The sequence below is a fragment of the Acinetobacter soli genome (genome assembly GCF_000760595.1).
GTDB lineage: Bacteria > Pseudomonadota > Gammaproteobacteria > Pseudomonadales > Moraxellaceae > Acinetobacter > Acinetobacter soli.
The window spans coordinates 403044-423119 of record NZ_BBNM01000001.1 but is presented as its reverse complement, the minus strand read 5'-3'; the positions used below and the strand labels follow the sequence as shown (position 1 = coordinate 423119).

General features: G+C 42.6%; 19 protein-coding genes. 11 read left to right on the top strand and 8 right to left on the bottom strand.

All coding sequences use genetic code 11. The features are described 5' to 3' along the window. Positions 1–73: 73 nt before the first annotated feature. Positions 74–325: a hypothetical protein gene (locus Aso01_RS02005; protein WP_004939609.1), complete on the bottom strand. Its 252-nt coding sequence runs from the start codon at positions 323–325 to the stop codon at positions 74–76. A 144-nt stretch (positions 326–469) separates the two neighbouring features. On the opposite strand from Aso01_RS02005, the gene Aso01_RS02000 reads away from it, so the two are divergent. Continuing rightward, positions 470–1081 (top strand): LexA family protein, encoded by a 612-nt coding sequence (locus tag Aso01_RS02000; protein ID WP_004939604.1) that lies wholly within the window; start codon positions 470–472, stop codon positions 1079–1081. 4 nt (positions 1082–1085) lie between these two features. Further along, the gene (locus tag Aso01_RS01995; protein ID WP_004939600.1) at positions 1086–2378 is read left to right on the top strand and encodes a Y-family DNA polymerase; all 1293 of its coding nucleotides are present in this window, start codon (positions 1086–1088) and stop codon (positions 2376–2378) included. A 424-nt stretch (positions 2379–2802) separates the two neighbouring features. On the opposite strand, the gene Aso01_RS15920 is transcribed toward Aso01_RS01995, so the two are convergent. Further along, positions 2803–2964 carry a hypothetical protein gene (locus Aso01_RS15920; protein ID WP_004939597.1) on the bottom strand — a complete coding sequence of 54 codons (162 nt, stop codon included), beginning with the start codon at positions 2962–2964 and terminating at the stop codon, positions 2803–2805. Positions 2965–3012: 48 nt separating this feature from the next. Here Aso01_RS15920 and prpF point away from each other — a divergent pair, with 48 nt between their 5' ends. Then, positions 3013–4194: a 2-methylaconitate cis-trans isomerase PrpF gene (gene prpF, locus Aso01_RS01985; RefSeq protein ID WP_004939594.1), complete on the top strand. Its 1182-nt coding sequence runs from the start codon at positions 3013–3015 to the stop codon at positions 4192–4194. 17 nt (positions 4195–4211) lie between these two features. Here prpF and Aso01_RS01980 read toward each other — a convergent pair whose 3' ends face one another. From Aso01_RS01980 to tssH, 6 genes are read right to left on the bottom strand one after another with little or no spacing between them, the layout of a single operon-like run. After that, entirely contained in the window at positions 4212–5174 is a 963-nt protein-coding gene (locus Aso01_RS01980) for a M15 family metallopeptidase (protein WP_004939592.1), read from the bottom strand. 9 nt (positions 5175–5183) lie between these two features. Beyond that, positions 5184–5753, bottom strand: coding sequence for a hypothetical protein (locus tag Aso01_RS01975; RefSeq protein WP_004939589.1), 570 nt, complete (start codon positions 5751–5753; stop codon positions 5184–5186). A gap of 11 nt (positions 5754–5764) precedes the next feature. Then, the gene (icmH, locus tag Aso01_RS01970; protein ID WP_004939586.1) at positions 5765–6568 is read right to left on the bottom strand and encodes a type IVB secretion system protein IcmH/DotU; all 804 of its coding nucleotides are present in this window, start codon (positions 6566–6568) and stop codon (positions 5765–5767) included. Positions 6569–6579: 11 nt separating this feature from the next. Then, positions 6580–7947, bottom strand: coding sequence for a type VI secretion system baseplate subunit TssK (gene tssK, locus Aso01_RS01965; protein WP_004939583.1), 1368 nt, complete (start codon positions 7945–7947; stop codon positions 6580–6582). Between the two features lie 16 nt (positions 7948–7963). Then, positions 7964–9064: a type VI secretion system protein TssA gene (gene tssA / locus Aso01_RS01960; RefSeq protein ID WP_004939582.1), complete on the bottom strand. Its 1101-nt coding sequence runs from the start codon at positions 9062–9064 to the stop codon at positions 7964–7966. Between the two features lie 17 nt (positions 9065–9081). Next, positions 9082–11745 carry a type VI secretion system ATPase TssH gene (gene tssH, locus Aso01_RS01955; RefSeq protein ID WP_004939579.1) on the bottom strand — a complete coding sequence of 888 codons (2664 nt, stop codon included), beginning with the start codon at positions 11743–11745 and terminating at the stop codon, positions 9082–9084. A gap of 389 nt (positions 11746–12134) precedes the next feature. Between tssH and Aso01_RS01950 the strand changes: the two genes are divergently transcribed. The 8 genes from Aso01_RS01950 (at position 12135) to Aso01_RS01915 (ending at position 20061) form a co-directional block, all read left to right on the top strand. Continuing rightward, positions 12135–12782: a hypothetical protein gene (locus Aso01_RS01950; protein WP_004939578.1), complete on the top strand. Its 648-nt coding sequence runs from the start codon at positions 12135–12137 to the stop codon at positions 12780–12782. 21 nt (positions 12783–12803) lie between these two features. Then, the gene (tssB, locus tag Aso01_RS01945) at positions 12804–13307 is read left to right on the top strand and encodes a type VI secretion system contractile sheath small subunit (RefSeq protein ID WP_004939573.1); all 504 of its coding nucleotides are present in this window, start codon (positions 12804–12806) and stop codon (positions 13305–13307) included. After that, positions 13300–14784: a type VI secretion system contractile sheath large subunit gene (gene tssC / locus Aso01_RS01940; protein ID WP_004939570.1), complete on the top strand. Its 1485-nt coding sequence runs from the start codon at positions 13300–13302 to the stop codon at positions 14782–14784. Before tssB ends, tssC begins: the two co-directional genes overlap by 8 nt. Positions 14785–14829: 45 nt before the next feature. Continuing rightward, positions 14830–15333 carry an Hcp family type VI secretion system effector gene (locus Aso01_RS01935; protein WP_004939568.1) on the top strand — a complete coding sequence of 168 codons (504 nt, stop codon included), beginning with the start codon at positions 14830–14832 and terminating at the stop codon, positions 15331–15333. Between the two features lie 69 nt (positions 15334–15402). Further along, on the top strand, positions 15403–15876 hold the full coding sequence (tssE, locus tag Aso01_RS01930) for a type VI secretion system baseplate subunit TssE (protein WP_039910098.1): 474 nt from the start codon (positions 15403–15405) through the stop codon (positions 15874–15876). An 11-nt stretch (positions 15877–15887) separates the two neighbouring features. After that, complete coding sequence (tssF, locus tag Aso01_RS01925) at positions 15888–17699, top strand: type VI secretion system baseplate subunit TssF (RefSeq protein ID WP_004939563.1); 1812 nt, start codon at positions 15888–15890, stop codon at positions 17697–17699. Beyond that, positions 17663–18661, top strand: coding sequence for a type VI secretion system baseplate subunit TssG (gene tssG / locus Aso01_RS01920; RefSeq protein WP_004939560.1), 999 nt, complete (start codon positions 17663–17665; stop codon positions 18659–18661). The genes tssF and tssG overlap by 37 nt, the downstream gene beginning before the upstream one ends. Further along, entirely contained in the window at positions 18658–20061 is a 1404-nt protein-coding gene (locus Aso01_RS01915) for a hypothetical protein (RefSeq protein ID WP_004939556.1), read from the top strand. Before tssG ends, Aso01_RS01915 begins: the two co-directional genes overlap by 4 nt. Positions 20062–20076 lie beyond the last annotated feature (15 nt).

Genomic DNA, 20076 nt, shown 5'->3' with positions numbered 1-20076 from the left:
ACTTCATCTCATCATCCGGTTCGCAAGTGTCGAACAGCAGAACCGGATTATTTGAGCATTTAAAGCTTGAACATTAACAGGCATGGCTAAAATGCGGTGCCAATAACTGTAGTCCACGGGTGATGTCGTGCAAAGACGAGCCATTCATCCAGAAGGATTTCTTTAGTATCAAGGTTGTCATAATACTGTCGGCCTGATCTTCATCATTTAGGTTACATACAAGGCCGTAGCGATTTTCTAAAATCTTATTATTTTCAATAAACTGAATATAGTAAGCATGTAAATCCTGTGCATAGCCGAATACTGCATCACGTTGTTTTTTCATTGTTACGCTCCACCAGATATTGTTGATAATTTGATCTGCTCATGGCTATTGTTATGCAAAAGTAAAACGTCGTCAACTTGAATTTGTAACGAATTCAAGATAGATTAATAAAATACGATGAATGGTCAAGCGAGGAGGAGAATGATGGCTGAACAACATAAAAATGAGCACGGCGGTGCACGGGCCAATGCGGGTCGAAAGGCAAAATTTCAGGAACCCACTAAGGTGATTCGTGTGCCTGAGTCGCAAGTGGCATTTATCAAACAATGGCTGCTCGATAATTTAAAAACCAATAACCTGGTCGATTTTAAAACTTCGATCAAGGCACAGGCGATTCAGCCCAATACCGCCAAAATCTATCAGATTCCACTTGCCACTGAGCGTGTTGCGGCAGGTTTTCCGTCGCCTGCACAAGATCACGTCGAACAGGGACTCGATTTAAACGAATATCTGATTCGTAACGAAAGTGCGACGTTTATTGTGAAGGCCAATTCGCTTTCCATGCTCGATGCAGGTATTGATATCGACGATCCACTGATTGTTGACCGTAGCCTTCCTGCAAAATCGGGCGATATTGTGATCGCCATGGTCGACAATGAATTTACGGTCAAACGCTTGATGATCGATCATCATTTTCAGCCTCCAAAAATCTGGCTAAAAGCCGAAAATCCTGACTTTCAAGATATTTATATCGATGAAGGCCAAGAATTGGTGATTTGGGGTGTAGTGACTTACAACCTTAAACGAATGCGATAAGTCCATGAAACAGCGTATTTTTGCGCTCGTCGACGTCAATAATTGTTACGTCAGTTGTGAGCGAGTATTCGACCCCAAATTACATCAACGCCCAGTGGTTGTTTTGTCTAATAACGATGGCTGTGTCGTGTCACGCTCTAAAGAAGCCAAGGCATTGGGCATTAAAATGGCAGTTCCGCTTTTTCAGATTCAGCATTTGATTCGTCGGCATCACGTGGCTGTGCTTTCGAGCAACTATGCACTGTATGCCGAAATGTCCAGACGCTTTATGAATATTCTGGCTAACTTTGTCGGGCCGAACGATCAGGAAATCTATTCCATTGATGAATGTTTTTTGGAGCTGACCGACCATCAACACAGAGAAAATCTCAGTCAATATGCACGCCAGATTTTAAAAACCGTACAGACATGGTTAGGACTACCGTGCTGTATTGGTATTGGTTACTCAAAAACTCAAGCCAAAATGGCCAATCACCTCGCCAAAACCCATGCTGCATTTAATGGTGTCTGTAACATGGTCGATGAAGACCCCTGTGTGATTGAAGATTTGCTGGCACACACCGATGTAGGGGAGGTGTGGGGCATCGGACGCAAGCTACAAAAGCGTCTTGAACAAATGCAGATTTGCAGTGTGATGGATTTGGTTGAAGCTGATGATAAGCGACTCGGTCAACATTTTTCAGTGATGCTTGAAAATACAGTCCGTGAGCTTCGAGGGATATCTTGTATTGAACTTGAACATCAAGTGCCCGATAAGCAGCATATTATTAGTAGCCGTAGCTTTGGACAACCTGTTAAGGATTTGCAAAATCTGAGTGAAGCCTTAACGCAGTTTACCCAGCGGGCTGTAGAGCGGCTTTATGCACAGCGCCTGTTATGTAAATCGATCGGTGTTAGTATCCGTACCAATCGCTTTCAAGACGCTGAGTATTTTCATCCCTATACGATTGTCCATTTGAGAGATTACACCGACAATCTGCTGGAAATTAATAAAGCGGTTCAATATGGATTAAAATGTATCTTTAAAGTAGGGCACAGCTACAAAAAAGCCGGTATTACGCTACTAGATGTAATTCCTCGGCAGCAATATGTACCAGATCTGTTTTTCGATGCACAGAGCACCATTAAAAATCAAAAATTACTGGATATATTGATACAAATAAACAAAGAGCATGGCAAAGATCGAATTATTTTGGCTCCTTTGACGAATAAGCAGCCTCGACCTTGGAAAATGAATCAGGCACATAAATCGCCCAGTTATCTTACTCAGTGGGCGGATGTGCTGAGGGTGCAATGATTAAATTTTAAGTATTGGTTTTGGTAAAAATAACCTTGTTTTTTGATTATAATGAAAGAATAAAAGTATATTTTTTCTTTAAATTGAAAAAATTGTCACTAATTTGGCTTTAAATGAAAAAAAATTTAAAAAATGAAATAAAAAAGTGATTTTAAGGGAAACAATCCCACCCTGATTTTCCTACACTATATCTCAAGGGTGTGATAGGGATCGAAAAGAGTAGCATGCACCAAAACGTATAACGTTAGTGTGTACTCACCCAAAAGGTCTCGATTCGGCTTAGGACGCTATAGATCAAGAGTTTATAGGCAAAAGGTTACAGCTTACAAAGCTTTAATTGTTGAAGTTAAACATATTGTTTTCCCTAAACACCCTCAAGATTTTAAAAGAATATAAAATATTATAAAAATCTAACATTCAGCATTTATATATTCTCTTCATCTTCATCTTCATCTTCATCTTCATCTTCATCTTCATCTTCATCTTCATCTTCATCTTGACGCAAAATAGAACAGATCAGCCCAGATTGATTTTGAACTTTAGTCGCGCAGATCTGATCAGTCACAGCCACTACCAGAAAAATCATTTAAACTCTAAGCATCGAATAAAAATGCGAAATGGATAAAGCAATACCATGAAATTTCCTCCTCAACAAAAAATTGCAGCAACCTATATGCGTGGTGGTACCAGCAAAGGTGTATTTTTTAATTTAAATGATTTGCCTGTTGAGGCTCAGGTTGCAGGAGCCGCCCGCGACCAGCTTTTGCTGCGTGTGATTGGAAGTCCCGATCCCTATGGCAAGCAAATTGACGGCATGGGCGGTGCAACATCAAGTACCAGTAAAACGGTCATTCTCGCCAAAAGCCAACAACCCGAGCATGATGTTGATTATTTGTTTGGACAGGTTTCGATTGACCAACCGTTTATCGACTGGAGCGGTAATTGCGGCAATTTAACCGCAGCAGTGGGTGCCTTTGCGATTCGTCAGGGATTGATTGACCCAGAGCGAGTTCCAGACAACGGACACTGCACAGTACGCATCTGGCAAAAAAATATTCAAAAAACCATTATTGCCCACGTGCCGATCACACACGGTGTGGTACAAGAAACTGGGGATTTTGAACTCGACGGAGTTACTTTTCCCGCCGCAGAAGTTCAGATCGAATTTTTAGATCCTGCCGAAGACGGTGAGGATGGCGGGGCAATGTTTCCAACGGGTCAAGTTGTCGATGATCTAGAAGTGCCTGGAGTTGGAACGTTTAAAGCCACATTCATCAATGCAGGCATTCCGACCATCTTTTTAAATGCAGCAGAACTGGGCTATACAGGTACCGAATTACAAGATCAGATTAATAATGATGTTGCTGCGCTGGCGCGTTTTGAAACCATTCGTGCCCATGGAGCAGTCAAAATGGGGCTTATCAAAGACATTTCAGAAGCAGCATCACGCCAGCACACACCGAAAATTGCATTTGTTGCGCCGCCGCAGTCCTATCAGGCATCGAGCGGAAAAACGGTTGAGCTATCCGATATCGATTTACTGGTGCGCGCATTATCGATGGGTAAATTGCACCATGCCATGATGGGAACCGCCGCAGTCGCCATTGGTACTGCCGCTGCCGTACCGGGAACGTTGGTACACACAGCTGCTGGTGCCATACCACGTGAAGCGGTTCGATTTGGTCATCCATCGGGTACCTTACGTGTTGGTGCAGAAGCAGTACAAGACACCAGCGGACAATGGCAAGTGAAAAAAGCAATTATGAGTCGTAGTGCCCGTGTTCTGATGGAGGGTTTTGTTTATGTGCCTCAGTAATATATATCAGGCTTAAACTAACTGTTGGTGTCTGACGCACTTAGTTGGCCTTCGGCAATGAGCTGTTCGGCCATCTCTTTCGTTTTTTTCAAGCCGGGCATTCGATATTCGGTATGCCCGTAATCTTGAATTGATTTCCAGCGGCCTCCCCACGTTAAGCCTACCGACTCTGCAACTTCACCATAAAGCTGATAGCCACGCATGGCCCACGGATCACGCTCTGAAATCACGACTTTGCCGTTACGTTTAAATGCCACATCGGCGGCTAGGCCAAATTGATGATAGCTTTGATAGCCCCGGGCACGCGTGGTATTGGGGTTGCCAGACAAGAAGTTCTGTCGCTCAGGGCTACGGTATCCTTCGAGTAATACCAATTCATAGCCATGGCGCTCTTTCATGATTTTAAACACCATTAACAAACGTTGTTTGTAACGCGGATTCATCTTGTCCCATTTACGATCAACAAACTGGGTATCCATAATCAGACTATGGTGCCCAATACCTTCGGCCTCCGCTGTAATACTCGGCTGTGCAGGCCGGCTACTGGCATATTGCTGTTCGAGCTGATTGGCCTCAACAATTGCAGCTTCAATCAAGGATTGATCAACTTCAGGTGGAGGCGTGAGCATTTCACCATTTAAGAGCGTATAGATTTGTGGATCGACTTCTTTTAGATATTCGGCCTCAATTTTGCTCGAGCTGACTGGTCGTGTAAAAGCAAACACCAGCACACTACTAAACAATAGTAATCCTGCAATTAAAATCCACCATTGCTGCAAATGCCATTGCGACTGTAATTGCTGCGATGACGATGCTGCATGCATGCGCTGTACCATCGTTTTAGCATGCTGGATTTTATGTTTACTTTGGGGGAGAAGTGTTTGAAGCCATTGTTTCGCTTTGAAGCGCAGCTCGTATGACATAAACAGTGTCAATGTCACTGCCACTGCAATAAAACCCAAAATAATCAGAATGATCATAGATGAGACTTAACTTGCCTCTGCAGGTTTTGCTGGCGCAGCAGTTGAAGGCTCGGCTGTAGAATCTGTTGTGGGCTTAGCAACTGGTACGGCAGCATCATGATTAGTTTTAGGCTCTGCTGTATTGGCTTTTTTGGGTGTTGTTTGAGCCGCAGGTTTAGGAGATGTTGCTGTTTTCGGTGTCGCATGTAGCGATTGATCAAATGGCGAAACACGTTGAACCGGCGGGGCTGCGGGGGTATGCGAAAAAAGTTTGCTGAGCTCACTGTCTTTCGGCTGTGCGATTTCAGTATCGGCTTCATCGCCCGTTGTCGTGGTTACATGCGCGGTTTCTGAACGTGCAGGTGTTTCCACATCCTGACGTAAGCTAGGTGGATTCGGCGTAATTGGAACCACAACCTCGTCGGCTTGTGAATGTGCCGAAGATAAACCCATAGACGGTTGTAAAACCAGAAAAAATCCCATTAAAGTGACACCAACGCCGGTCATGAACCCCACAAGACCAAACATAAAAGGTGAAGCTGATTTTTTTTTAGATGTTTGTAATATACGTAATGAAGTCGGTTTTTCTTGTGCCATATCCGTGCCTTTTAAGGTAAGTAAATGGTGATATGTGCTTCTTCAGCAGGCGCGGAAACCACATTCTGATAAGGTGCAAGTGAGCTATTGGCCTGATGCCCCAACATATATTTGAGTCCGCCGAAACTCAAAAGTGCAAAAATCAGTAAAATAATTAAAATCCAAAAAAATGGCAGCTCACCATGAATCATATTTCGAATTTGATCGGGAATAGCCGCAAAAGGTGAGAAGGCTGCCTTTTTACCCTTTAAGTAGTCAATTTCATCTCCAACCCGTGCCACTAAATGATTCAGACTTTCAATCGATTCAATCCGATATTTGCCCTGAAATCCGAGCAATAAACAATAATGAAAGACTTCTAAAGACGCGAGACGCGCTTTCCCTTTACTGCGCAGTTGTTCCAGTATTTCAAAAAATTGATAGCCAGCAAGCTGTGAACCAAAGAGGCTTAATTGTAATGGACTGATCAGCCATGCATTTTGCAAGTGAAAGAAACTTGGATCTTGCTGAGTCACAATCGTTTCATCTATCAGCGCACAAAAAGCATATTTAGCATCGTGGATATCATCGGCTGAAAAATGCAGCTTTTTAGCTTGCTGTTCAAAGCGATTGAGTAAGTCGACAATTTTCTGGCGGAATTCTTGCACATCCGATGGGATATACTGATTTCGAATGAGGAAAACAATATAAAATCCATCATGTAACAAATCGACCAGATTGACACTTTGCTGCTGACTGTATTGATTGGGTGCTGAAAAATCACCGCCGATTTTGCCATCGTCAAATAGTGAAGGGGCACCAGTAGGTTGGCTCATCCAGATTCTCCTTAGGCGTTCATCACAGCAATCAATTCAATGCTAATATCTTGAAAACCCGATGGAACGTATAAACAGATCGATTCGGATTCCAGCATGCGTTGATACAGATCGTGATGTGGTTCAATTTCAAAATAACTTACCCCAGAGCGCACGGGAATAGCGGTCGGCACCTGCATCAGATGATGCAATGGTATGGCAGGTAGGGCTGCCACCACGCGTTGCTCGACATCTACTGTACTGCCCACTTTAAAGCGTAACGGCACGATCTGAACCAGTTCGTGGGTTTGCATCATGCTGCTCGACACTGCAATATACAGCCGTGTATCTCGGGTGATTTTGTCTGATTCAAGACTACCCAACCAGTAAGAAGGACGAATTTCCTTAAGCGCAATACTGATATATCGACTCGAAATAATCGTATCTAGCAAATCGCGTAAAATGACATCCAGCTCTTGAAAACTATGCTGTAATTGATGATGGCGATATGAAGGCAACTGATCGACTTCGTAAGCGGTTGAAAACGTCAGTAAAGACCCTGTTAGGCGTAACAACTCAAAGAAAAGCCGCTCTGGATGAATTTGAGGATACTGCAAAAAATGGCTTAATGTTGCATGCGCTGTATTCAGTGCATTAACCAACCAGAACGAGACAATATCGCCAGAGCGAAATTCGATGAGTTTCTGTTCGTTTTCGCGATTGTTGGTCTGAATCGTTTTAATTTTGGCGCGAATGACATTCAGCGTACGTTTTAAATTAGAGGTTAAGGCCTCTGAAGCTTCGATATGGAGTAGCGGTGCAATAAACTTCTGATCCAGTTCGAAAGCGCCAGAGCTATGACGTTTGATGCGTCCAATCGGGAGGTATAAAAAACCCTCTAACTGGCTGATTGGATCTGCGACTGGATCGAGTAAGCGTAATACGGCACGACGTCGGAGTAAGGTGATGTCGGCAGGTTGAGCATCGGTAAACAAGTCATGGGTATGTGCAAGATGCGATGCATAACGCCCCGAATGCTGCTGTTCTTGATCATGACTCATGTTCTTTTTATTGGGCTGAACCACAGGTAGCGTCAGATAAATCGTCATCTCACCACGGAAATTCAGATCATCAAGTAACAAAGGTTCCGGCAATAAATCTGTACTCGGTGCGTGATAAATCTCGCCGTCTTGCCAAATCATTTCAATGCTTTCGAGTGCCAGCACGTGAGTACCGAGTTGTAACTCGTCAAAACGCAGTTGCCGAATACCATATGCAAATGGAATGGTTGACCGAATGGTTTGATTCAGGCGCTGCTCATGATAGCTGTCCTGAATCTGAAAATGCTGTGGACGTAAAAACAATCCTTCGCCCCAGAGGATTTTTTCTGCTTTAAACATATGTTTTTACCCACATTTATTCGTATTCATTTTGGGTTTGAACACCCAATGTATCATGTATTTGTTGAAGCGGATGTTCATCCTTAATCACTTGGGCCAGCCATTCGTGTAGCGGCATCTGACTCCATTTAATGGTTTTTTGCAGCATATAACTGACAGGGCTATGCGGTTCATTGGTTTGAAAATAGTCCGAAATTTGCTGTAGTACGCGAATGGCCTGTTCGCGGTTTTCAATATGGCTTTGAGCAACTGGCTGAAACTGTGAGGATACAGGCTGTGCTACAGGGTGGTTACTTTGGTCTAAAGCGACAACATCATTGTGGTTTTGATCAGATATGGAGGAAGTTTGGCTTGGCGCAGTATCAAACGTATCAGCCTTATAAATTTTACGCAGGGTCACATCAATTCCCTCCAGACTCGAATCAATTGCAGCATAGCTTGGCGCATCAAGTCCCATATGTGTATCAAGTACCTGTTTTAAGGTATGCCATTGCTCAAGAATTTCTTTAAATGACTGATAGTTTTGATATTGAAAACTTTTTGAAGTGTTAAACAGGGCTTGCTCAAATACTTCAAGTTCATTTGGTGCATCTGAATCGGAGTATTCATCGCTTTGCTTTCTACGAATATTCTGATGGTAAAGAAAACTTTCGTATTGCAGCAATGCATAATAAGGTGCTGTATTGATCAGAGGTACTTTTTTTACAAGCATTGGAAGCTGATTAATTAATCCCTGTAACAGCCCCAAACGCTGATCTAAATCCTGATCTTCAATCACCGGATGAATCGAATCCCAGTAACGATCGAGGAGCAGATGACTCAGCTCTACGCCTTTGGCAATACCTTCAAATCCAGCCAGATTTGCCCAGCCTTCAACGAGCCAAGTGAGTAAACGAATATCTTTGGTGTGCTGTTGTAATAAATCTGTCGATGTCTCAATCACCAATTCCCAGTTGGCCTGTTTGGGTGCGGTAACCCAATCTCCCTGATCAAGTAGCAGATCATCTTGTGTTCTGGCCTGCTTGATCCGATGAAATTCATTAGAGAATGAATAATCCTCTCCACATGGCGAGTGTTCAGTAATTGGATTTAGCAATTCTGACAAATTTAGTTGCATAGCATTACTCTATAGACTCACGCTTCAGACACTTTAGTCGTTTTGACGACACGTTTTTTACTCGATTTTTTTTCAACAGGATCAAGCTGGTAGACGATTTCATCGTCTTGGGTATCTATTACAATTCGTTTTGGTAGGTTTTGATCGGCTAACGCCATCAAAATGTGGGTGGCAAGTGCTGGTAATACACTTGCATTTAAAATGTGATCAACATTACGCGCACCACTATCGACTTCGGTACAACGCATCAAAATGAGTTCAACCACATCATCTGAATACTCCACCTCTGTACTGTACTGGGCCGTCAAACGGTGGACAATTTTATCGAGTTTATGGCGGATAATTTGAATCAGTAACTCATCGTGCAATGGAAAATAGGGCACAATTCGCATACGTCCTAAAAATGCCGGTTTAAAGTGCTGATACAAACTTGGTTTAAGTTGTTCAATCAATTCAATCGCGCTTGGCCATTCCTCGACTGGACGGTTAATACACGTTTTCATGATGCTGCTTGAACCTGCATTTGAGGTCAGAATGAGGGTGGTATTTTTAAAGTCGATTAACCGGCCTTCACCATCCTCAAGCATGCCTTTATCAAACACCTGATAAAACAGCTCTTGAACATCGCTATGGGCTTTTTCAATTTCATCGAGTAATACCACGCTGTACGGATGACGACGCACAGCTTCGGTTAACACGCCACCTTGACCGTAACCGACATAGCCTGGAGGCGCACCTTTTAGGGATGAAACGGTATGTGCTTCTTGGTATTCAGACATATTGATGGTAATCAGGTGTTGTTCACCACCATAAAGCTCATTTGCAAGTGCAAGTGCAGTTTCTGTTTTACCGACACCACTTGGCCCTACCAGTAAAAATACGCCTTGTGGCTTATTGGGATCTTCCAAACGAGCTTTAGAGGTTTTAATTCCCTGCACGAGCTGTTCGAGCGCATAGTCTTGTCCCATTACGCGCTGTTCTAATTTATCTTTGAGCGTCAGGATATGTTGAATTTCGTCATGCACCATATTACCTACTGGAATACCGGTCCAGTCGGAAATAATCTGGTTAATCATCTGTGCAGTCACACGTTCAAACACCAATGGCTCATTGCCCTGAAGCTGTTGTAAGCTATTACGCAATGGCAAAAGCTGAGCTGAATAATCCTCTAAATTTTCACTATTTTTTTGAATATCCTGAATTTTTTTAACCAGTTCAAGCTCTTGCTGCCAGCGTGCTTGTACGGCTTGGATCTGATGATTTACAGCTTGAATATCCTGATTCAAGCTGTTTAAACGCTGCTCATGTGCCGCAGAGTGGCGATGCTCATGCGTTAATAAATCGTGTTCAAGTTGAAGATTATGTAGCTCGGCCTGTAGCTGATCGAGCATCACCGGCTGTGCATTTTGTGTCAGTGCGACACGCGCTGCGGCGGTATCGAGCACACTGATGGCTTTGTCAGGCAGCTGACGACCACTGATGTAGCGATGCGAGGCCTGTACGGCTGTCACAATCGCCTCATCGTCGATATGTAAATTAAAATGCTGCTGCATGACTGGAATCATGGCGCGCAGCATGTCAACCGCAACTTCTTCAGACGGTTCTTCAACTTTAATGACCTGAAAGCGGCGGCTGAGCGCAGCATCTTTTTCAAAATATTGTTTGTATTCTGCCCACGTGGTTGCTGCGATTGTTCGAAGCTCACCCCGCGCAAGGGCAGGCTTTAAAAGGTTGGCAGCATCATTTTGCCCGGCTTGTCCGCCTGCACCAATCAGGGTATGTGCCTCGTCAATGAACAAAATGATAGGATGCGTCGAAGATTGAACTTCTTGAATCACTTGTTTTAAACGATTTTCAAATTCACCTTTTACACTTGCGCCTGCTTGTAGCAGCCCCATATCCAAGGTATGCAAGTGTACATTGAGTAGGGCACTCGGTACCTGACCCTGTGCAATCTTGAGTGCAAGACCTTCAACCACCGCGGTTTTTCCCACGCCAGGTTCACCAGTTAAAATCGGATTGTTCTGACGTCTACGCATCAAAATATCCAGCATTAAGCGAATTTCATTTTCACGGCCAATTACAGGATCAATTGCACCATTTTTAGCTTTATCGGTTAGATTGATGGTGTATAAATCGAGTGCTGGCGTTTTTTGTTTGGTATCTGACGCTTTTGCAGGTGCAGGATTAACGTCTTCGTGATGAATATTTTCTGGGCTGTGTTCACACTCTTCGAGAAACTTATGTTTGAGTAATTCAACTGGAATATCCTCAAAACGTTCCGATGCACGAATCGCAATTTGATAAAGATCGGCTGCTGTTAATAGCGCGACCAATAAGTGGCCACTTCGAATAATCGGAGTTTGATCTGCTGATGCAACTAACCAAGCCTGTTCCAATAATCGAACAATTGATTTTGAGAAAATTGGCGTGCGATTATTTCCCTTAGGTAGGGTGTTAAGTGATTGATTTAAATCACTTGAAAGTTTATCTAAATTAATTTTGTATTTGTTTAGTAAAATTTTTAAATCGTTATTGCTGCTTTGATTTAAAAGCTCTAAAAACAGGTGTTCAATTTCAATTTCAAAGTTTTGTAACAAAATACATGAGTTTGCTGATTTTTCTAATGCTGTCCGAGAGTTACTCGATAATTTGGTAATTAGAATTTTTAAATTGCTCATCATAAATCTCAGGTCGTTTTATTAATATTTACTAGAATCTTGAATAAGAAAATTCACATCTTCTAAAAAATAAAACACCATTTTTTATGTATAATTTATTGATTTTAAATAAATTATACTTTTTTAGGTGCGTTTTGCTTTTTTATTCTACCGAAAAAAAACATTAATGGGTAGATGAAGTTGATTGTATTAAACTCTCTTGTATTGATTATTGATTGCGTGTTAAATAAAGTTTTAAAATAAATAGACAGATTAGTCTTGACGAGCTTGGTGTGTTTTTTGATAGAATCCGCACGTTCGAATTTTATAAAAATTGATGAGCAGATTTGTGATTGACAAAAAATTGTAATGTCTTTCCCTAAAAAATTTAAATGATTAAGAGGCATATTTTGAGAAAAAGTATTGTATTTTCAGTGATTTTAGTTGGCTTAACATTTTTAAATTCTGCTCATGCAAACGATGAAAATATTAAGCTGAAAAAGAGCTGTATACGTGATTATCCGCAGGCTGCAGGGCAAACAGATCAAGCCCTACTTTCACTTTATGCACAAGTGTGTGATAAAAAAAATGCCGATCGTAAAAATGATTTATTGGCTCAGGCTGCGATGCGTTTTCATCAGATCGGACAAAATATGAATGCGCTGTATTTAGTCAATCAACTCAAGCAGCAGAATGTTCGCGGAAATCTCCTCACAGACGTCACTTTCTTATCGAGCGTTGCGATTGCCAATACAAGCTTAAAAGAGATGCGTAATACTGAAATGCGTTTTCTCACTGAAGATACGACTTATCCACCCGCGAAAGAACTTGCCGACGCGATCAAAAGTGCTGTCCCTGCGCCAGATACCTCAAACCTCAAACCCATCACCGATGAATCACTCAGAAATAAAGCACGTGCCCAACGTGTAGCTGCAACGTCCAGCACGAAGCGTTCTACAAAAAGTACGCCTAAACCAAAAGCGTCAAGCCCGGCTCCAGCCAAAGCCGCCGCTCCCGCATCGAAATCAAGTGCAAGTCCATTTGATTCTTTAAAGTAATTTGACACAGGAAAATTGACCATGGCGAAAAGAGAAAGCGTACAAAAGAAGCTTCAACGAATTCGACCACCACGTGTACAACTCACCTATGACGTTGAGATTGGTGATGGCAAAGAAGCAAAAGAGTTGCCATTTGTGGTAGGCGTAATGGGAGATTTTTCTGCGGCGTCAGAAGTTGAAAAAACCAAATTAAAAGATAAAAAATTTATTAACGTTGATTTAGACAATATTGACGATGTGATGCAATCCATGGCACCTCGTGCCGCGTTTGATGTAGGGAATACCTTAACTGAACAAGGCGGACGAATGCATGTGGATTTAACCTTTAATTCGATGGATGACTTTCGCCCAGAGCATGTGGCTCAACAAGTTGAGCCATTACGTAAGCTGGTCGAAGCACGTGAGCGTCTGACCGATTTGCGTAATAAAATTTCGAATAATGAGCGACTTGAAGATTTACTTGATGAAGTGCTGAAAAATACTGATCAAGTGCGTAAATTAAGCAATGAGGTGGATCATGAGTAATTCACAACTGGCCAATACAGCGGCAGCAGTCGAGACTCAAAGTACACCTTTGCTCGATTCAATTGTCGAGCAAAGCCGCATTGCTCGTAATGATGAAGAGCATACACGTGCCAAAAGCCTCATTGGTGAATTGGCTAAAGAGGTGATGGCAGGTACCATTACCGTCTCTGAAAACATGACCTTGTCAATTGACAAACGAATTGCAGAGATTGATGCCTTGATTTCCCAGCAGCTCAGCGAAATTATGCATCATGAAAAGTTTCAAAAAATTGAATCGACTTGGCGTGGACTCTACTATTTCTGCCAAGAAACACCGTCAAATCCATTAATCAAAATCCGCATGCTCAACACTACAAAAAAAGAGCTGATCAAGGATTTTCAGGGTGCAACCGATTTTGATCAAAGTACCTTGTTTAAAAAGATTTATGAAGAAGAATACGGCTCTTTTGGTGGTGCACCTTATTCGGCGTTGATTGGTGATTTCGAGTTTGACCGCACGCCATCGGATATGTATCTGCTTGAGCAAATTTCACATGTAGCTGCTGCGGCTCATGCGCCGTTTATCTCGGCTGCCGATCCAAATATGTTTGGATTAGAGTCTTATACAGATATTGATCGCCCTCGTGATGTATCGAAAATTTTTGAAACGGCCGAATATGTACAATGGCGTTCGTTTCGAGACAGTGAAGACGCGCGCTATGTAGCGTTGACGATGCCACGTGTTTTGGGTCGTCTGCCGTATCATCCGAAAGAAGGTACAGCCACTGAAGGCTTTAACTTCGCAGAGGATGTGACAGGTCAAGATCACCACGATTATTTGTGGATGAATGCCGCTTATGCCTTTGGTACTCGACTCACCAATGCGTTTGATTTACACGGCTGGTGTGCCGCGATTCGTGGTGTTGAAGGTGGCGGATTGGTCGAAGGCCTGCCTGTACACACCTTTAAAACGCATGACGGCGAGGTGGCATTTAAATGCCCAACTGAAATTGCGATTACAGACCGTCGTGAAAAAGAGCTGAGCGATTTAGGCTTTATTCCGTTAGTACATTGTAAAAATACCGATTACGCTGCATTTTTTGGTGCGCAATCGACACAAAAACCGAAAAAGTACGACAGTGATACTGCAAATGCCAATTCCGCATTGTCGAGTCAAATTCAATACATCATGGCCGTATCGCGTATTGCACATTACTTAAAAGCAATGATGCGCGATAAAGTCGGAAGTTTTGCTTCAGCAGGGAACGTAGAAGCCTTCTTGAATGAATGGCTGTCTCAGTATGTATTGCTTGATGATGGAGCTTCACAAGAAGCAAAAGCGCAATACCCACTTCGTGAGGCATCTGTAAAGGTTGTAGAAGATCCGGCACAACCGGGACACTACAAATCGGTGGTCTTTTTAAGACCCCACTTCCAGCTGGATGAGTTGTCAGTTTCTTTAAGACTAGTCACGGAACTTCCGCAGTCCTCAAATTAGAGAACAGCTCATAATAACTTTAAATTACAATAGGATAATTTTGAAATGAAAGATATATACGTTCAATTTCGTGGTAAATACAAGGTGGATGGCGAGTCACGTGATGCTGAGCACAAAGACTGGCTAGAAGTCAATTCATGGGCTCATAACATTCGTCAGCCAAAATCAGCAACTTCAAGTAGCGTCGGTGGTCATACAGCAGAACGTGTTGAACACTCAGACATGCTCTTTGTAAAAGATTTGGATGCAACAAGTCCAAAACTTTGGGAAGCATGTTCAGCGGGTTACACTTTCGACGAAGTACAGATCGACTTTTACCGTGCCAATGGCGACAAACGAATCAAGTACTTGCAGATTAAATTGAAGCATGTCTTGGTATCAAGCGTGACACCAACTGTAAATGAAGAAGGTGTACCGACTGAAACGTTTGGTCTTAAGTACGCAGCAGTAGAGTGGACTTACAACCAGCAAGACATCAATGGTACAGCGAAGGGTGCCGTTACCAAGAAATGGTCGTTGTCTAACAACACCGCGTCTTACGCAGCATAATGCATTAACTTCGAGCTGGATAGAGAACAATTTCGATTGTTCTCTATCTGGTTTTTCATGTTTGAGAAAATGAATCTAGATCACTTATATCCATTTGGATTTCGTTCGACACTGTTTGATCGACTTGCCCCTGAACAAGAAGACTTAAGCGGTTTGTCCGTACAACAATTGCGCGAATCTGTGGCACGTGATTTAGAAGATTTGCTCAACAGCCGCATTGCAAAAATGGACCATGTCATGGATCACTATCCATTGGCTCAAAAATCTATTTTACAGTTTGGCATTATCGACTTTGTCGGTTTATCGACAGCCAATCCAATGGATCGGGAAAAAATCTGTCAATCAATCGAACAATCGATTGCCGCACATGAGCCTCGCTTAAAGCAGGTCAAGGTCGAGATGTTGCTTGATGGTCATAATATGGGCGCATTGTGTTTGAGTATTCAGGCCTATCTGAATATCCACCCATTATATGAACCAGTGGTATTTGATGCCTTGCTGAAACCAACCACACAACAATATGTAATTTCTGCTCAAAGCTAAGTGGAGCTGCTGTGATAGAAGAACTTTTACCCTACTATGAAAAACAGCTTCAAGAGTTTGGTCAGCAATCGCGTGAGTTTGCGCAGAAATATCCTAAAATTGCACAGCGTCTCGCGCTCAATCAAGAACAGATTGATGATCCGCATATCGAGCGCTTGATTCAGGCCTTTTCTTTAATTGCGGCGCGTATTGATAAAAAAATTACAGACAGCCACGACATTTTTACCCGCTCATTATTTGAGGTGATGTTTCCGCAATATTTGCGACACTTTCCAGCCTGTAGTGTGGTGAGTTTTGATGATCCTCAGAAACTCAAACAATTGACCGAGCCACATCTTATTCCGGCACAAACACGTTTGAAATCGCGCAGCTTTCGAGGCGTGCAGTGCGAATTTAACACCACCTACGATGTACGCTTATTGCCCATTCAACTGGCACGGGTTGAATTTAAAACATTAGACAGTGCTCGTGCACACTTGAGCCAAAATGCCAGTTTTAACTTTCATTTTGATCTTTTGAATCCGGCGCAGACATGGCTGCTTGATGAACAATTACCGATTTATCTGGACAGTATTTCTAATTTTCCGCTTCAAGTACTCGATCAGTTATTTAAAACAGAGACCCAGTTTTCGATTACTGTAAACCGCCAGACGCATAGTATTCCGAATCCATTTCAGATCATGGGCTTTGAAGAAGAGCAGGCCTTACTGCCGATTGATCAGCATACCCATCATGCTTATCGGTTGTTGATGGAATATTTTTGCTTTCCAGAAAAATTCAATTATTTAAAGCTTAATCTTTCTATACTCAAGTCGTTCTTGTCGGGCCAGTCTGATTTTGAGCTATCAGTTCATCTTAAACTCAACTTGAATGATACAGCGAGCGTTCGTAATTACTCTGAACTTGTCACTGAAAACTTCAAACTCTTTACCACACCGATTATCAATCTTTTTGAAAAACAGGCTGAACCACAAAAGATCAATCATCAGCAACTTGAATATTCATTGTTGACCGATGCTCATTATCCTGATGCCTATCAGGTGTATGCTATTCAAAATATGCAGATGATTCGCGAGAAAAGTAATCAGGAACAGATCACCACACCTGTTTTACCTTTTTTCGCCATGAGTCATTATCACCCTCAGACGGTTAAGTTTTTTTATGCATTGAATCAGCAAAAAATAAGCAGTTCGAGCCGGATGCAGACCCGATTTACAATTGTTTCAAAACAGCTGGAGCCATTTAATACGTCTTCAGACTACGTGAGTACGCAATTGTTGTGTTCAAACTGGGACCTTCCACACGAGGTCCTCGGACAAACACACACCACGCTCAATCTAAACAACAGTACGCTGGCACGCCGTGCAACGGTTTTAAAACGACCTACCATGCCGTATCAGTTTGAACAAAATAAAAATGAGCAGTGGCGAATTATTTCGCATTTATCACTCAATACGCTGGCACTCATGAAAGGCGATAGCCTGTCGCATCTAAAGGAACTTTTAGCGCTCTATAATTTGCCACATTCTAAAGAAAATACATTACTGATTCATGCCATCAAGCAAATCCAGTTTGAATTAACGCACAAGCTGGTCGAGGCCAAACCTTTTCCTATGTTTGTGCGAGGGATCAAAGCCAATGTTTATGTTGATCCTACAGTTTTTCGTGGGCACAGCGTATATATTTTCAGTCAGTTGCTCAGTCATATCTTCAATTTAAAAGTTCAAATGAACAGTTTTGTCGATGTGGTGATTTGGGACAGTCAACGTCAACAGGAGTTATACCAATGCGTTCAGAACGTTGGTGGCAAAGCACTTCTGTAACAGAAAACCTGTTTCAGACACCTAAAAAATTCGAATTTATTCAGGCCATCCGTTTACTGCGACATGTACCATTTCGCCTCAATCAGCGTCGCTGGGCATCGCATTTTTATTTTGGTACATCGTTAGAATTAGGTTTTCCTGCTACTGAAATTGAGCATCTGGCACAAGAAAATGATCGTATCGAACTGGTCAACCTGATTGTCGGTTTAACTGGAACGCAAGGCGCATTGCCTTATACCTATACCAACAAAGTCAAGCGCAGTGCACGACCTCAACGTAAAGAAACCCAAGCCTTTTTAGGTCTGTTTAACCACACTTTGTCTGCCCAGTATGTAGATGCCAGTCTGGTACATCATTTACCGCTGCGCTATGAAATTGAAGAAGAAAATCATTATTTAAAGATTTTGCATGCACTGAATGGCTATATTGCCGAGCAGCATCAGCAGCCAGAGTTAGACGAATACTTCGCAGAATTTGCAGGCTTAATGCAGGGGCAAAACCATACGGCTTATGCACTCAGTACCATGCTACGTTGTATTTTTAAACAGCAAGTAAAAGTTCAAGAGTTTATTCGGGAAAAGTTTGCCTTAAACGATACACAGAAAACTTCTTTAGGCGGACAAAACCCGAGCTTATTGGGCGTGAATACCTTCTGTGGTGATCAAGTAGAGCAGATGGATGGCAAAATTGAGATCCAGATTGGCCCACTGCAACGTCAGGATTACTTGCGTTTTTTGCCATCTGGTGAGCATAGCCAGCGATTAAAACAAATTTTACAAACATGGAGTAACCCGACGCTATTGGTCGATGTACGTCTGATTTTAAAACATGAAGATGTACAACCATTTCAATTGAGTTCAGTGCATGAGCAGGGGCTAGGACAAGGTGCTTTTTTGATGTCGGCAGCATCTGGGCAAGATCGTAATGATACCTGCTATGCCTTGATCGGGGTGGTTGCATGATTAAAAAAATAATATGGGTGTTGCTGGGTGTTTTGCTACTGGTTATCAGTGTAGTGATTCTTTACTGGAAGGACAGTCAGTTTGATCCAAGCAGTACCGATTTATGGCTGTATCTGTTTGTACTGCCTATTGTATTGGGGCTTTTGATCTTAAGTCCATGGCTTCTTTATCGCGCCTATCGTGCATATCAAAATCGTCAGCAGCAAGCTTCAATGCAGCCGCAACATGCTCAGGAAATACCTGCTCAAGCCGTGCAGGCAGAAGTGCCCGAGTGGCTTAAGCTGAATGTTTTTGCCGCATCTGCCTATGCCGCAAGTGGTGAAAACACGGATATTCTTGAGGCGATTGTGGCTTATCAAAGTCCAAGTTTAGATAGTGAGCTAACCAATTCTTATGGTTTGCCTATTTTGTCATATCGCATTGCAGATTTAGTTTTGGCTGACGATGAATCGGAGCTTGCGCTTCGTCAGCAGCGAATTTATAGCTTGATTCAGCATCAACTCGAACAGCATCAATCGGTGTTTGAGTCGATTGCCGCGCATTTAAATCGTTCTGCATTATTTTATGACACACAGGAAAGTTATGACTATCGTGTTCATCCAGGTTGGAAAAATGAGCAAACCGATACACCTGAGCTTGAATCCGCAATGTTCACGCCACCTGTACAGCAGCTCGATCGTTTAACGCTACAACTATTTTTGCCTGAAGACTTGCTACACATTTGGCAGGATGAGCATGCCAATTCGCTGATCTATGCACAGCTTACGCAGTACGGCTTAAATCCAGAGCAGCTCATGATTGAGTATCAATTTGTGAGTTCAGTTTCGGCTTATTCTAAATGGAACAGTTTACTTCGAGAAATTACAAGTAAACCAAATGAAGTGTATTGGGTGTCAGCAGTCGATTCGGAAATTGATCAGGATGTAATAGACGAGCGCTTCTGGCAAAAAGAAAATCACGTACCGGCCGAGTTTATCAGTAGCTGTTGTATAGCAGCAGAGACCGTGGTGATTGAAGGCTTAGAACCTATCAAGCATCTGAATGTCTGTAAAGCTGCTGCGCACGCTCACGCTGCACTCTGTGATTTAAATCTGGAAACACATGCGCAGTATGAAGCGGAAGATCCTTTTGTGTATGTGCTTGAGCCAGCAACACAATTCAATTTGAGCAAAAAACTCGATCATTTTTTTCAACAAACTTCAATTGAGGCGCATCACTATCTCTATCCGTGCGCGCTCAATGCCGACACTCAGCAGGTGGCAAAAATCTATGCCACGATGCTGGCGATGCAAGCAACTCTCCCGCCGCTTAATGTGGTGGTGAGTACAACAGATCACACATTAACGGTCATTCAAAATCCAGTGGCTGAGGTTGAAACCAAGGATGAGGCTGCTGCATGACCTTAACTTTTTTTA

Bases quoted from the DNA above. Each gene is read 5' to 3' on its own strand.
- tssG (WP_004939560.1), top strand. From the start codon at position 17,663: ATGCGTTCAGAACGTTGGTGGCAAAGCACTTCTGTAACAGAAAACCTG.
- tssH (WP_004939579.1), bottom strand. From the start codon at position 11,745: ATGAGCAATTTAAAAATTCTAATTACCAAATTATCGAGTAACTCTCGG.
- prpF (WP_004939594.1), top strand. From the start codon at position 3,013: ATGAAATTTCCTCCTCAACAAAAAATTGCAGCAACCTATATGCGTGGT.
- tssA (WP_004939582.1), bottom strand. From the start codon at position 9,064: ATGCAACTAAATTTGTCAGAATTGCTAAATCCAATTACTGAACACTCG.
- Aso01_RS01935 (WP_004939568.1), top strand. From the start codon at position 14,830: ATGAAAGATATATACGTTCAATTTCGTGGTAAATACAAGGTGGATGGC.
- Aso01_RS01980 (WP_004939592.1), bottom strand. From the start codon at position 5,174: ATGATCATTCTGATTATTTTGGGTTTTATTGCAGTGGCAGTGACATTG.
- Aso01_RS15920 (WP_004939597.1), bottom strand. From the start codon at position 2,964: ATGATTTTTCTGGTAGTGGCTGTGACTGATCAGATCTGCGCGACTAAA.
- tssC (WP_004939570.1), top strand. From the start codon at position 13,300: ATGAGTAATTCACAACTGGCCAATACAGCGGCAGCAGTCGAGACTCAA.
- tssE (WP_039910098.1), top strand. From the start codon at position 15,403: ATGAATCTAGATCACTTATATCCATTTGGATTTCGTTCGACACTGTTT.
- Aso01_RS01975 (WP_004939589.1), bottom strand. From the start codon at position 5,753: ATGGCACAAGAAAAACCGACTTCATTACGTATATTACAAACATCTAAA.
- tssK (WP_004939583.1), bottom strand. From the start codon at position 7,947: ATGTTTAAAGCAGAAAAAATCCTCTGGGGCGAAGGATTGTTTTTACGT.
- Aso01_RS01915 (WP_004939556.1), top strand. From the start codon at position 18,658: ATGATTAAAAAAATAATATGGGTGTTGCTGGGTGTTTTGCTACTGGTT.
- icmH (WP_004939586.1), bottom strand. From the start codon at position 6,568: ATGAGCCAACCTACTGGTGCCCCTTCACTATTTGACGATGGCAAAATC.
- tssB (WP_004939573.1), top strand. From the start codon at position 12,804: ATGGCGAAAAGAGAAAGCGTACAAAAGAAGCTTCAACGAATTCGACCA.
- Aso01_RS02005 (WP_004939609.1), bottom strand. From the start codon at position 325: ATGAAAAAACAACGTGATGCAGTATTCGGCTATGCACAGGATTTACAT.
- Aso01_RS02000 (WP_004939604.1), top strand. From the start codon at position 470: ATGGCTGAACAACATAAAAATGAGCACGGCGGTGCACGGGCCAATGCG.
- Aso01_RS01995 (WP_004939600.1), top strand. From the start codon at position 1,086: ATGAAACAGCGTATTTTTGCGCTCGTCGACGTCAATAATTGTTACGTC.